Genomic DNA, 12,487 nt, shown 5'->3' on the forward strand with positions numbered 1-12,487 from the left:
CTCCCTCAACCCAGCAGGCCGAGGATCAGCACGACACCGACGGCGAGCACGCCGAGGAGCATCGTGAGGGCGTAGCTGCGCAAGTAGCCGGACTGCAGGCGCCGCACCTGCGTGGACAGCCCGCCGAACGCGCGGGCGGTGGTGTCCACGGCGCCGTCGATGCCGACCCGGTCGGTCACCTCGAGGGCGGACGCCGTCGCGTACGCCGGGTGCACGAACAGGAAGTCGTTCGTCTGGTCGCCGTACAAGACGTTGCGGCCCATCAGGGTGAAGGGGTCGCGGGTGGCGGGGACAGATGCCGGGATCGCCCGGCGGCCGAAGACCAACCACGCCGCGGCGATGCCGGCGGCGACGACCGCGAGGGTCAGCAGGCCGATCGGGGTCGGCAGCAGGCTGAGCTCGTGCGGGTGGATGCCGAGCGCCGGCTCGAGCCAGCCCTGGATCCAGTTGTTCATCACGATGCCAGCGCCCACGCTGAACACGGCGAGCACGATGAGCGGCACCGTCATGACGGCCGGGGACTCGTGCGGGTGGACGCCGGCGCGCCACCGTTTCTGGCCGAAGAACGTCATGAGCATGAGGCGCGTCATGTAGAACGCCGTGATGCCGGCGCCCACCAGCGCGCACACGCCGACGATCAGGTTGTGCTCGAACGCGGCCTCGATGATGTGGTCCTTGGAGAAGTAGCCCGAGGTGAAGGGGAACCCGATGATCGCCAGGTAGCCCATCGCGAACGTCAGGAACGTGACCCGCATGACCTTGCCCAGCGCCCCGTAGTTGCGCATGTTCACGTCGTCGTTCATTCCGTGCATGACCGAGCCGGCGCCGAGGAACATGTTGGCCTTGAAGAACCCGTGGGTGAGCAGGTGGAAGATCGCGAACGCGTAGCCGGCCGGGCCGATGCCCGCGGCGAGCATCATGTAGCCGATCTGGCTCATCGTGGAACCGGCGAGCACCTTCTTGATGTCGTCCTGCGCCGTGCCGATCCAGGCGCCGGCGAGCAGGGTGACCGTACCGACGACCACGACGGCGCTGGCGGCGATCGGCGCGGCCTCGAAGATCACGTGGCTGCGGACGACGAGGTAGACGCCCGCGGTGACCATGGTGGCGGCGTGGATGAGCGCCGACACGGGGGTCGGGCCCTCCATGGCGTCCAGCAGCCAGGCCTGGAGCGGCACCTGCGCCGACTTGCCGCAGGCGGCGAGCAGCAGGAACACGCCCAGCAGCGTGGCCCACAGCTCGTTGCCGAGGCCCGCCATGCCCTGCGCGACGGCGGCGAACGACGAACTGCCGAACAGGGCCAGCATCGTGCCGATGGCCATGAGCATGCCGAGGTCGCCGACGCGGTTCATGACGAAGGCCTTGACGCCCGCGCTGGCCGCCGACGGCTTGTGCTGCCAGAAGCTGATGAGCAGGTAGGACGCCAGGCCGACGCCCTCCCAGCCCACGAACAGGATGAGGTAGTTGTCGGCGAGCACCAGCAGCAGCATCGCCGCGACGAACAGGTTCAGGTAGGCGAAGAACCGGCGGCGGCGAGGGTCGTGCGCCATGTAGCCGATCGAGTAGACGTGAATGAGGCTGCCGACGCCGGTGATGAGCAGGGCGAACAGGATCGACAGTTGGTCGACGAGCAGGCCGACCCCGATGTCCCACGTTCCCGTGGTGAACCACGTGTACAGCGGCAGCGAGATGCGCCGCGCGTCGTCGGGGTTGAGCAGCATGCCGACGAACACGGCCAGCGCCACGCCGAAGGACACGAGGGGCGCGAGGGTGCCGAGGAGGTGGCCCCACGCATCCGCGAGTCGCCCGGCGAGCAGCAGGACGGCGGCCGAGACCGCCGGCACGGCGATCATGAGCCACATGAAGAGGTACATCCCGCTGGCCGGTACCGGCTCGGTGATGGTCTCGAGAAGGATCACGTCAGCCACCTCAGAGCTTCAGCAGGTTGGCGTCGTCGACCGAGGTCGAGCGGCGGGTCTTGAAGATCGCCACGATGATCGCGAGGCCCACCACGACCTCCGCCGCCGCGACGACCATGACGAAGAAGCTCGCCACCTGCCCGTCCAGCCCGCCGTGGATGTGGGAGCCCGCCACGAGGGCGAGGTTGGTGGCGTTCAGCATCAGCTCGACACACATGAACGCGACGAGCGCGTTGCGCCGTGTCAGCACACCGAAGGCGCCGATCGAGAACAGGATCGCGGCCAGGATGAGGTAGTTCTCCGGATTCATGCGCTCACTCCTCCTCGTCCTCGTCGTCGGAACGAACGGCCTCGATGGCCGCGAAGGTCTCCTCGGTCACCTTGGCGAGTTGGGGGCTGTCGAGCGAGGCACCGCGCAGCACGAGCGTGTGCGAGAGCGACTTCTCGGCGACGGTGCCGTCCGGCAGGAGCGCCGGGGCGCCGATGGCGTTGGTGTGCGCGTAGACACCGGACGCTGGCAGCGGGCCCGGATGCTCGCCCGAGGTCGCGTAGGCGTCCATGCGTTCGGCGGCCAGATGGTGCTGACCCTTCTTGGGGTGCACGCGCTGGTGATGGGCCAGCAGCATCGCGCCGACGGCGCCGGTGATCAGCATGGCGGCGGTGAGCAGGAAGACGAACGCGTACCGGTCGAAGAGGAGGAAGGCGATGCCCTGAGCGTTGCCGTCGTAGGCGTTGTTGGCCTCCGTGACCGTGACGGGCGGCGTCACGATGGCGCCGCCGATGGCCCAGATGAGCAGCATCGCAAGGCCGAGGCCGCCGATGCCCGCCAGGAGTTGCTGGCCCCTCAGGGTTTCGACGAGCGAGTCCGGGGTGTCGACGCCCACCATCATCAGCACGAACAGGAACATCATCATCACGGCGCCGGTGTAGACGATGATCTGCGTCATCGCGAGGAACGGGGCGTTCAGCGACGCGTACAGCACGGCCAGCGAGATCATCGCCACCGCCATGCCGAGCGCGGCGTACACCGCACGGCGCGCCAGCACGAGCCCCAGGGCGCCGATGATGGCGAGGGGCGCGACGATCCAGAAGGTCACCTCCGCCCCGGTGACGAGCGGAACGAGTGTCGGGTTCACTGGTGGGCCCCCTTCGCGGTGACCGGGCCGGTCCTCATGTCCGGGACGCCGGTGGGCGGCAGGCCGAGGAAGTAGTCCTTCTCGTCGTCGCCGAGGCGCCGCGGGTGGGGCGGCTCCTCCATGCCCGGCAGGAGTGGGGCGAGGAGGCGGTCCTTGGTGTAGATCATCTTCTCCCGCGAGGTGTCCGCGAGCTTGAAGTCGTTCGTCATGGTGAGCGCTCGGGTGGGGCACGCCTCGATGCACAGGCCGCACAGGATGCAGCGCAGGTAGTTGATCTGGTAGACGCGGCCGTACCGCTCACCGGGCGAGAAACGCTCGGCGTCGGTGTTGTCGGCGCCCTCCACGTAGATGGCGTCGGCCGGGCAGGCCCACGCGCACAACTCGCAGCCGACGCACTTCTCGAGGCCGTCCGGCCAGCGGTTGAGCTGATGGCGCCCGTGGAACCGCGGGGCGGTGACCTTCTCCTTGCCCTTCTGCGGGTAGCCCTGCGTGAAGGTCTTGCGGAAGATCGTGCGGAAGGTGACGCCGAAGCCGGCCCACGCGTCGAACAGGCCCATCACTGTTCCTCTCGGTTGGTCTCGGACGCCGCCGGTGCGGCCGCTGCGTCGTCGGCGTCCGTCTGGCCGGCAATGACTCCGGCGAGCTCCGGCAACTCCTGGCCGGGCAGCGGCGGCACCGGGTAGCCCCCGGCGAAGGCGTCCACGGGACCGTCGGCGTAGGTCTCGACGGGTCCGACCGGTTCGGTGCGCAGCAGGGCGACCGCGAACAGGGCGACCACGACGAGGCCGATGAGGATCCACAGAAGCGGGCCCTGCAGCAGCCCGTGGTTGCGCAGGCCGATGATGAGGGATGCGCCCATGACCCAGACCAGCGAGATCGGGATAAGGAACCTCCAGCCGAGCGCCATGAACTGGTCGTAGCGGAAGCGCGGCAGCGTGCCGCGGAGCCACACGAAGAGCGAGATCAGCAGTTGCACCTTGAGCACGAACCAGAGGAGGCCCCACCAGCCGGTGTCGACACCCGGGATGAGAGCGAGGGGCCAAGGTGCGTGGTAGCCACCGAGGAACAGCGTGGTCGCGATCGCGGAGACCGTGGCCATGTTGATGTACTCGGCGAGGAAGAAGATCGCGTACCGGAAGCCGTTGTACTCGGTGAGGTGGCCGCTGACCAGCTCGGACTCGCACTCGGGCAGGTCGAACGGGGCGCGGTTGGTCTCGCCGACCATCGAGATGACGTAGACGACGAAGGAGGGGGCGAGCAGCAGCCAGTACCACTGGGTCAAGCCGAGGAAACCCTCCTGCTGGCCGAGGAAGCCCGGGCCGAACAGCGGCCGGTTCTGCGCCTCGACGATCTCGGAGGTCGACATGGTGCCCGCATAGAGGAACACGGCGACGTAGGACAGCCCCATCGAGATCTCGTAAGAGATCATCTGCGCCGAGCTGCGCAGCGAGCCCAGCAGCGAGTACGGAGACTGCGAACTCCAGCCGGCCATGACGAAGCCGTACACGGCGACCGAGCTCATTGCCAGCAGCAGCAGTGCCGAGACGGGCATGTCGGTCACCTGGAGGCGTGTCGTGACGCCGAAGAGGTTGACCTCGCCGGCGAGCGGGATGACCGACCAGGCGGTGAACGCCGTCACGCCCGCGATGAGCGGGGCGATGGAGAACAGCACCTTGTCGACCATGCCGGGGGCAAAGTCCTCCTTGAACATGAGCTTCAGGCCGTCGCCGAGCGCCTGGCCGAGACCGCCGAGCCACGTCGGGTTCATGATCGGGCCGAGCCGGTGCTGCATCTTGGCGACGAGACGGCGCTCGTACCAGACGTTGAAGATCGTCCACGTCAACAGCAACACGACGACGCCGACGACCTTGATCAACACGATCCACCAAGGATCGTTGCCGAAGATCGAGAGATCCTGCGGAGTCATGCCACACCTCCACTCACCTGGACGGGTTGGGTCGCGGTGACCGCGAGCTCCCCGAGCCCCGCACCGTCGATGTTGCCGGGGACCCACACGACCCCGTCGACCATCGTGGGCTCCACGACGAGCGGCAAGGTGAGCTCCCCGTTGCCCGCACCCACGGTGACGAGATCGCCGTCGGCCAAGCCCAGCTCGGACGCCGTCGCCTCGCCCAGGCGGGCCACCGGCTTCTTCGCCGTCGCCAGCAGGGCGGGCGCGCCGTCGTTGGCGGCCGAGCCGTCGATGAGCAGGCGCCACGAGGCGAGCACCAGGCCGGACGCACGGTCCGGCTGCAGCCACTCCTCGGCCGGAGCCGCGGCCCGCTCGCCGTCCCATGTGCCCAGCTCGTCCAACTCCCGACGGGCCTCCTTGGTCCGGCGGATGCCCAGATCGGTGCCGAGGGCGTCCGCAAGCATCGCGAGCACGCGGAGGTCGGTCATCGGGGACCCCGCCTGGCGGTTGACGCGGTTGACGCGGCCGGGCCGGTGCTCCCAGTTGAGGAAGGTGCCCGCCTGCTCCTCGATGAGGTCGACCGGCAGCACGACCTCGGCGCGCGCGGTGACCTCGCTGATTCGGGACTCGAGGCTGACAAGGAACGGCGCCTGCTCGAAGCCGGCGCGTGCGGCGGCGGCGTCCGCGAAGTCGGTCGGCTGGACGCCGGCGACGACGAGGGCGCCGAGTTCGCCGGACGCCGCGGCATGCAGCATGGCGCCGGCGTCCAGGCCGGGCTCGGCGGGCAGGGCGGGGACGCCCCAGGCCGCCTGCACGTCGACGCGCGCGGCGGCGTCCGCGACCGGGCGTCCGCCGGGCAGCAGGTGCGGCAGGCAGCCGGCCTCGACCGCGCCGCGATCGCCGGCGCGGCGAGGCACCCACGCGAGGCGGGCGCCGGTGTGACTGGCGAGTTCGACGAGCGCCGAAAAGGTGCCGAGCGACAGCGCGGCGCGCTCCCCCACCAGGATGACGGTGTCCGCGTCGGCGTCCAGCTTGCTGACCACCTCGGCCTCGGTGCCGGGCACCGTGGGGACGAAGTGGGCGCCCAGCTTGCGCGCGCCGTTCGACTCGAACGGCGCGACGGTGACGACCTTCAGCTTCTTCTTGCGGACCGCCTTGCGGAGCCGCAGGAAGACGATCGGGCTCTCCTCCTCCGGCTCGAAGGCCACGCAGATGACCTGCTTCGCCTCCTCGAGCCCGGCGTAGGTGACGCCCTCGCCGAACGCCCGGCCCGCGACGGCGTGCGCCAGGAACTGACCCTCCTCCACCGAGTGCGGGCGGCTGCGGAAGTCGATGTGGTTGGTGCCGAGCACGGCGCGGGCGAACTTGCTGTAGCCGTAGGCGTTCTCGAGCGTGAGGCGTCCACCCACGAGGACGCCGACGCCCGCCCCGGCTGCCTTGAGACCGGCCACGGCGGCATCGATGGCCTCCGGCCAACTCGCCGGGCGGAGCGCGTCGCCGTCGCGGACGAGCGGGCTGGTGAGCCGGTCGGCCTGGCGCCCCGAGTAGAACGCGAAGCGGCCGCGGTCGCAGTTCCACTCCTCGTTCACGTCGGGGGCGTTGCCGGCCAGGCGCCGCTTCACCTGGTAGTGGCGGTGGTCGGTGCGCAGTTCGCAACCGGCCGCGCAGATCTCGCAGACCACCGGTGTCGACACGAGGTCGAACGGGCGCGCCTGGAACCGGTAGTCGGCGCTGGTCAGCGCCCCGACCGGGCAGATCTGCACGACGTTGCCGGAGAAGTAGCTGTCGTACGGGTGGTCTTCGTAGAAGCCGACCTGCTGGAGCGCCCCGCGTTCGACCAGCGCGATGAACGGGTCGCCCGAGATCTGCTCGGAGAACCGGGTGCAGCGCGCGCACAGGACGCACCGCTCGCGGTCGAGCAGCACCTGGGCCGAGATCGACACTGGCTTCGGGAACGTGCGCTTCACCCCGTGATAGCGGGATTCGGCGGGACCGTGGCTCAGCGCCTGGTTCTGCAGCGGGCACTCGCCGCCCTTGTCGCAGATCGGGCAGTCGAGCGGGTGGTTGATCAGCAACAGCTCGAGCATGCCCTTCTGAGCCTTCTCGGCCTTCGCGCTGCTGAGCTGGGTCTGGATCTGCATGTTCGGCGCCACCTCGAGGGTGCAGGACGCCTGCGGCTTCGGCATGCCGCGCCCGTTGCCCATGTCGGGCACCTCGACCATGCACTGGCGGCACGCGCCGACCGGGTCGAGCAGCGGGTGGTCGCAGAACCGCGGGATCGCGATGCCGATCATCTCGGCCGCGCGGATCGCCAGCGTGCCCTTCGGCACCTGCACCTCGGTGCCGTCGATGAAGACACTGATGAGGTCGCTCTTCGCGACTTCGCCGGCCTTGGCCTCGACGCTCATGCGTGGGCTCCCTTCGGTGCCGCGAACAGGGCGCTGCGCTCGTACGGGAACAGCTCCCACGCCGGCGTGGAGTAGCCGGCCTCGAACTCGGAGCGGAAGTGCTTGACGGCGGACGTCACGCAGGCGACCGCGCCGTCGGCGAGCGCGCAGAACGACTTACCGCCGATGTTGTCGCACACGTCGAGCAGCTTGTCGACGTCGCCTTCGATCGCAGTGCCCGCCTCGAAGCGCTGCAGCATCTGGACGAGCCACCAGTTGCCCTCGCGACACGGCGTGCACTTGCCGCACGACTCGTGCTTGTAGAACTCGACCCAGCGCAGCGTCGTGCGCACCACCGACGTGGTCTCGTCGAACACCTGCAGGGCCTTCGTGCCCAACATGGTGCCTGCGCCCGCCATGCCCTCGTAGTCGAGGGGCAGGTCGATGTCGGCGGCCGTCAGGATCGGCGTCGAGCTGCCACCCGGCGTCCAGAACTTGAGCTCGTGACCCTCGCGGATACCACCGGACAGCTCGAGCAGTTGCCGCAGCGTGATGCCCATGGGCGCCTCGAACTGTCCGGGCCGCTTGACGTGGCCGGACAGCGAGTAGAGCGTCATGCCCTTCGACTTCTCCGTGCCCATCGAGCTGAACCACGCCGACCCGTTGCGGATGATCGCAGGCACCGAGGCGATCGATTCGACATTGTTGACCACGGTCGGGCACGCGTACAGACCCGCGACGGCCGGGAACGGCGGGCGGAGCCGGGGCTGGCCGCGGCGTCCCTCGAGCGAGTCGAGCAGGGCCGTCTCCTCGCCGCAGATGTAGGCGCCCGCGCCGGCGTGCACGATCACCTCAAGGTCGTAGCCCGAGCCGAGGATGTTCTTGCCGATGTAGCCGGCCGAGTACGCCTCGCGGACGGCCTGCTGCAGCCGCCGGATCACGTGCACGACCTCGCCGCGCACGTAGATGAACGCCGCCGCGCAGCCGATCGCGTAGCTCGCGATGACGACGCCCTCGACGAGCGTGTGCGGCGAGGCCATGAGCAGCGGCATGTCCTTGCAGGTGCCGGGCTCGGACTCGTCGGCGTTCACCACGAGGTACTTGGGGTTCGGGTTGTCCTGCGGCACGAAGCTCCACTTCATGCCGGTCGGGAACCCGGCGCCGCCCCGGCCGCGCAGGCCGGAATCCTTGACCGTGTTCATCACGTCGGCCCTGGACATGCCGAGCGCCTTCCTGAGGCCCTTGTAGCCTTCGGCGCGCTCGTAGTTGGTCAGCTTCCACGCCCGCTCGTCGGCCCAGTTGGCCGAGAGCACCGGGGTCAGCAGGTCGGTCACTTCGCCTCCTCCTCGCTCGGCCCGGACGCCGCCGGCGCCGGCGCCGCGGGGGCCTTCCACCCCTGTTCGCGGGCGATGCCGAGGCCCAGCTTCGACTCCGCGCCCGCCGTGGGGCCTTCGTCGGCGCGCCCGTCGGGGAAGCCCGCGAGCACCCGCTCCGTCTGGCGCCAGCCGACGAGCTCGGCGCCGCGGGTCGATTGGACGCGCTCACCGGCGGCGAGGGCGTCCAGCAGGTCGGTCGCCTTCTGTGGGGTCATGTTGTCCATGAACTCCCAGTTGACCATCATCACAGGCGCGAAGTCGCAGGCCGCGTTGCACTCGAGGCGCTCGAGGCTGAACGTGCCGTCGGCGGTGGTCTCCCCCTCGCCGATACCCAGCTTCTCCTCCACGACGTCCATGAGGATGTCGCCGCCCATCACCGCGCACAGGGCCGTCGTGCAGACGCCCACGTGGTGCTTGCCGGCCGGACGCCGCTTGTACATCGTGTAGAACGTCGCCACACCAGACACCTGGGCGGTCGTGATGCCGAGCACCGCGGCACACGCCTCGATGCCCGCCGGGGACACCCGCCCGTCCACCGACTGCACGAGGTGCAGCATCGGCAACAGCGCCGAGCGGGCCTGCGGGTAGCGGGCCGCGATCTGCCGGAGTTCCTCGATCGTGGTCTCGTCGATGTTCGTCGAGGTGTCGGACATGTCGACCGATCCCGAGTCGGGGAACCAGCTCTGGAACTCGTGACCGCTCACCGGTCGACACCTCCCATGACGGGGTCGATGGACCCGACGGCGACGACGACGTCGGAGATCATGCCGCCCTCGCACTGGAGCGGGATGGATTGCAGGTGGTTGAACCCGGGGTCACGCATGTGAGCGCGATACGGCCGCGTTCCCCCGTCGGAGACGACGTGGCAGCCCAACTCCCCCTTGGGGGACTCGATCGGCACGTAAGCCTGGCCGGCGGGCACCTTGAACCCCTCCGTCACCAGCTTGAAGTGGTGGATCAGGGCCTCCATGGACTCGCCCATGATGTGTTTGATGTGCTCATTGCTGTTGCCCTGGCCGTCCGGCCCGACGGCGAGATCGGCCGGCGACCCGATCTTGAGATCGTCGATCATCACGGGCATGCCGACCGACGCCTCGAGGCGTTCCGCGCACTGCTTCACGATCTTCAGCGACTCCCACATCTCGTCCAGGCGGATGCGGAAGCGCGCGTAGGCGTCTGAACTGGCCCAGCCGTCCTCCGGCTGCCAGGCCATGACGTCGAAGTCGTAGGTCTCGTAGCCGCAGTACGGTTGCGTCTTGCGCAGATCCCACGGCAGGCCGGTGGCCCGCAGCATGGGTCCGGTAACACCCAGGGCCATGCAGCCGGTCAGATCCTGACGGCCGATGCCCATCATGCGCCCCTTGAAGATGGGGTTCTCGTTGCAGAAGGCCGCATACTCCGGCAGGTGGTCCTCGAGCCACTTGATGACGTCGCGCAGTTGCGCGAGGCCGCTCTCGGGCAGGTCGTTGTTGACGCCACCCGGGCGGATGTAGGCGTGGTTCATGCGCAGACCCGTGACCGCCTCGAAAAAGTCGAGGATCATCTCCCGTTCGCGGAAGCCGATCGTCATCACCGTGAGGGCGCCGATCTCCATGCCGCCCGTACCTATCGCGACGAGGTGCGATGCGATGCGGCACAGCTCCATCATGAGGACGCGGATCTCGTTGGCCCGCTGCGGGATCCGGTCCTCGATCCCGAGCAGCCGCTCGACCGCCAGGCAGTAGGCGGCCTCGTTGAACAGCGGTGCCACATAATCCATGCGGGTCACGAACGTGGAGCCCTGCACCCACGTGCGGTACTCCATGTTCTTCTCGATGCCCGTGTGCAGGAAGCCGATGGCCGGCCGGATCTTGACGACGGTCTCGCCATCGCACTCGAGGATCAGGCGCAGGACGCCGTGGGTCGACGGGTGCTGCGGACCCATGTTGATGACGAGCGTCTCGTCGCCGCGCTCGGCCTGCTCCTGGGCGATCTCGGCCCAGTCGCCCCCCATCGAGGTGTAGACGGGACCCGTGGTCTCCTCGCCGGGGCCGGCGTAGTAGTCGGTGCTCACCGGTAGCTCCTTCGCTGGTCCGGGGGCGGGACGACCGCACCCTTGTACTCGACGGGAATGCCGCCGAGCGGGTAGTCCTTGCGCTGCGGGTGGCCGACCCAGTCGTCCGGCATGAGGATGCGGGTGAGCGCCGGGTGGTCGTCGAACACGATCCCGAACATGTCCCACGCCTCCCGCTCGTGCCAGTCGGCCGCCGGGTAGAGCGCCACCACGCTGGGAACGTGCGGGTCGGCGTCCGGGCACGTCGTCTCCACGCGGAGGCGGCGGTTGTGGGTGAACGACTGCAGGTGGTAGACGACGTGCAACTCACTGCCCGCATCGGTCGGGTAGTGGACGCCGGAGACGCTCAGGCAGCCCTCGTAGCGGAGCAGGGCGTCGTTGCGCAGCGCGGTCATCACCTCGAGGAGCTTCTCGCGGCGCACGTACACCGTCAGCTCGCCGCGGTCGAAGACCACCGTGAAGAACGGGTCGCCGACGAGCTCCTCGACGCGTGCCACGACCTTCTCGTGGGCGTCCGGCAGCGGTCGTTCCGTCGGCACGGGGCGGTGCACCTCGCGGACGATCTCGCCGTACCCCGACGTGTCGGGCGAGCCGTCGCTCCACATGCCGCGGCGGGTCGCGGGCGGCAGCTGCGGCGACGGCTGGGCGTCCTCGCGCTCGAGCCCGGCCCCTGGGGCCGAGTCGGTGCCCTCGACGGGCGCGTCGACCGACTTCTCCTCGCCCGGCAGCTTCTCGTCGCTCATCGCATGAGCCCCTTCTGCTCGAGGGTGGGGGTGGCGATCAGGGCGAGCTGTTCGAGGTCTTCGAGCATCTTGGCGCGGTGCTTGCCCATGGGGTCCGTCAGCACCAGCTGGCGCAGCTTGAACATGCCGTCGATGAGCATGTCGGGGCGAGGCGGGCAGCCAGGAACGTAGATGTCGACGGGCACGATGTGGTCGCCGCCCTGCACGATGGCGTAGTTGTTGAACATGCCGCCCGAGCTGGCGCACACGCCCATCGCCATGACCCATTTCGGGTTGGGCATCTGGTCGTAGACCTGGCGCATGACGGGGGCCATCTTCTGGCTGACCCGGCCGGAGATGATCATCAGGTCGGCCTGGCGGGGCGAGGCGCGGAAGACCTCCTGGCCCCAGCGCCCGGCGTCCACACGCGGCGTCCCGTACGCCATCATCTCGATGGCGCAGCAGGCGAGGCCGAAGGTGGCCGGCCAGAACGAGGTCCGCCGCATCCAGCCGGCGACCGCCTCGATCGTGGTGGTCAGGATGCCCTCTTCGGGCAGAGCGTCTTCGATACCCATCAGATGATTCCCTCAGTCGTCCTCAGTCCCATTCCATGCCACCGCGCGCGTACTCGTAGTAGTACGCGATGCCCAACAGCAGCAGGAAGGAGAGCATGGCCAAGATCGCGAACATGCTCAGGTGACCGAACGCGACCGCCCACGGGTAGAGGAAGGCGATCTCGATGTCGAACACGAGGAACATCATCGCGGTGATGTAGTACTTCACCGGGAAGCGGCCACCACCGGCCGCCTTCGGCGTCGGGTCGATGCCGCACTCGTACGGCATGTACTTGCTCTTGTTGTAGCGCTTGGGGCCGACGACCAGCGACAGGAGGATCATCACGCCGAGCAGGGCGGCGGAGAAGAAGAGCACCCCGAGGATCGGAACGTAGGGGCTCATGGCTGCAACCTTCCCTTCTGCTCGG

Annotated in this window: 12 protein-coding genes; all 12 read right to left on the reverse strand. The window is 68.9% G+C overall.

The window, feature by feature from the left end; translation table 11 throughout:
- Positions 1 to 5: 5 nt before the first annotated feature.
- The 12 genes from nuoL to Q1K57_RS00440 are packed head-to-tail and all read right to left on the reverse strand — an operon-like array spanning position 6 to position 12,462.
- Positions 6 to 1,874 (reverse strand): NADH-quinone oxidoreductase subunit L, encoded by a 1,869-nt coding sequence (gene nuoL / locus Q1K57_RS00385; RefSeq protein ID WP_300077607.1) that lies wholly within the window; start codon positions 1,872 to 1,874, stop codon positions 6 to 8.
- Positions 1,875 to 1,929: 55 nt separating this feature from the next.
- Entirely contained in the window at positions 1,930 to 2,229 is a 300-nt protein-coding gene (nuoK, locus tag Q1K57_RS00390) for an NADH-quinone oxidoreductase subunit NuoK (RefSeq protein WP_300077541.1), read from the reverse strand.
- A 4-nt stretch (positions 2,230 to 2,233) separates the two neighbouring features.
- Complete coding sequence (locus Q1K57_RS00395; protein WP_300077544.1) at positions 2,234 to 3,055, reverse strand: NADH-quinone oxidoreductase subunit J; 822 nt, start codon at positions 3,053 to 3,055, stop codon at positions 2,234 to 2,236.
- A complete protein-coding gene (gene nuoI, locus Q1K57_RS00400) occupies positions 3,052 to 3,612 on the reverse strand; it encodes an NADH-quinone oxidoreductase subunit NuoI (protein WP_300077547.1) in 561 nt (186 codons plus the stop codon). Before nuoI ends, Q1K57_RS00395 begins: the two co-directional genes overlap by 4 nt.
- The gene (nuoH, locus tag Q1K57_RS00405) at positions 3,612 to 4,982 is read right to left on the reverse strand and encodes an NADH-quinone oxidoreductase subunit NuoH (RefSeq protein ID WP_300077550.1); all 1,371 of its coding nucleotides are present in this window, start codon (positions 4,980 to 4,982) and stop codon (positions 3,612 to 3,614) included. The genes nuoI and nuoH overlap by 1 nt, the downstream gene beginning before the upstream one ends.
- On the reverse strand, positions 4,979 to 7,375 hold the full coding sequence (locus Q1K57_RS00410) for an NADH-quinone oxidoreductase subunit G (protein ID WP_300077553.1): 2,397 nt from the start codon (positions 7,373 to 7,375) through the stop codon (positions 4,979 to 4,981). Before Q1K57_RS00410 ends, nuoH begins: the two co-directional genes overlap by 4 nt.
- Positions 7,372 to 8,688 (reverse strand): NADH-quinone oxidoreductase subunit NuoF, encoded by a 1,317-nt coding sequence (gene nuoF, locus Q1K57_RS00415; RefSeq protein WP_300077556.1) that lies wholly within the window; start codon positions 8,686 to 8,688, stop codon positions 7,372 to 7,374. The genes Q1K57_RS00410 and nuoF overlap by 4 nt, the downstream gene beginning before the upstream one ends.
- On the reverse strand, positions 8,685 to 9,383 hold the full coding sequence (gene nuoE / locus Q1K57_RS00420) for an NADH-quinone oxidoreductase subunit NuoE (RefSeq protein WP_300077610.1): 699 nt from the start codon (positions 9,381 to 9,383) through the stop codon (positions 8,685 to 8,687). The genes nuoF and nuoE overlap by 4 nt, the downstream gene beginning before the upstream one ends.
- Positions 9,384 to 9,430: 47 nt before the next feature.
- Entirely contained in the window at positions 9,431 to 10,723 is a 1,293-nt protein-coding gene (locus Q1K57_RS00425; protein ID WP_300077613.1) for an NADH-quinone oxidoreductase subunit D, read from the reverse strand.
- A gap of 56 nt (positions 10,724 to 10,779) precedes the next feature.
- Positions 10,780 to 11,526 (reverse strand): NADH-quinone oxidoreductase subunit C, encoded by a 747-nt coding sequence (locus Q1K57_RS00430; RefSeq protein WP_366525305.1) that lies wholly within the window; start codon positions 11,524 to 11,526, stop codon positions 10,780 to 10,782.
- A complete protein-coding gene (locus tag Q1K57_RS00435) occupies positions 11,523 to 12,080 on the reverse strand; it encodes an NADH-quinone oxidoreductase subunit B (RefSeq protein WP_300077559.1) in 558 nt (185 codons plus the stop codon). The genes Q1K57_RS00430 and Q1K57_RS00435 overlap by 4 nt, the downstream gene beginning before the upstream one ends.
- A gap of 22 nt (positions 12,081 to 12,102) precedes the next feature.
- Positions 12,103 to 12,462: an NADH-quinone oxidoreductase subunit A gene (locus Q1K57_RS00440; RefSeq protein WP_300077562.1), complete on the reverse strand. Its 360-nt coding sequence runs from the start codon at positions 12,460 to 12,462 to the stop codon at positions 12,103 to 12,105.
- Between the last annotated feature and the right edge of the window lie 25 nt (positions 12,463 to 12,487).

The organism is Propioniciclava sp. (genome assembly GCF_029977985.1).
GTDB lineage: Bacteria > Actinomycetota > Actinomycetes > Propionibacteriales > Propionibacteriaceae > Propioniciclava.

Excerpts from the sequence above, each read along its gene's own strand:
- nuoL (WP_300077607.1), bottom strand. The coding sequence starts at position 1,874 with ATGTACCTCTTCATGTGGCTCATGATCGCCGTGCCGGCGGTCTCGGCC.
- nuoK (WP_300077541.1), bottom strand. The coding sequence starts at position 2,229 with ATGAATCCGGAGAACTACCTCATCCTGGCCGCGATCCTGTTCTCGATC.
- nuoI (WP_300077547.1), bottom strand. The coding sequence starts at position 3,612 with ATGGGCCTGTTCGACGCGTGGGCCGGCTTCGGCGTCACCTTCCGCACG.
- nuoH (WP_300077550.1), bottom strand. The coding sequence starts at position 4,982 with ATGACTCCGCAGGATCTCTCGATCTTCGGCAACGATCCTTGGTGGATC.
- Q1K57_RS00410 (WP_300077553.1), bottom strand. The coding sequence starts at position 7,375 with ATGAGCGTCGAGGCCAAGGCCGGCGAAGTCGCGAAGAGCGACCTCATC.
- nuoE (WP_300077610.1), bottom strand. The coding sequence starts at position 9,383 with ATGTCCGACACCTCGACGAACATCGACGAGACCACGATCGAGGAACTC.
- Q1K57_RS00425 (WP_300077613.1), bottom strand. The coding sequence starts at position 10,723 with ATGGGGGGCGACTGGGCCGAGATCGCCCAGGAGCAGGCCGAGCGCGGC.
- Q1K57_RS00430 (WP_366525305.1), bottom strand. The coding sequence starts at position 11,526 with ATGAGCGACGAGAAGCTGCCGGGCGAGGAGAAGTCGGTCGACGCGCCC.
- Q1K57_RS00435 (WP_300077559.1), bottom strand. The coding sequence starts at position 12,080 with ATGGGTATCGAAGACGCTCTGCCCGAAGAGGGCATCCTGACCACCACG.
- Q1K57_RS00440 (WP_300077562.1), bottom strand. The coding sequence starts at position 12,462 with ATGAGCCCCTACGTTCCGATCCTCGGGGTGCTCTTCTTCTCCGCCGCC.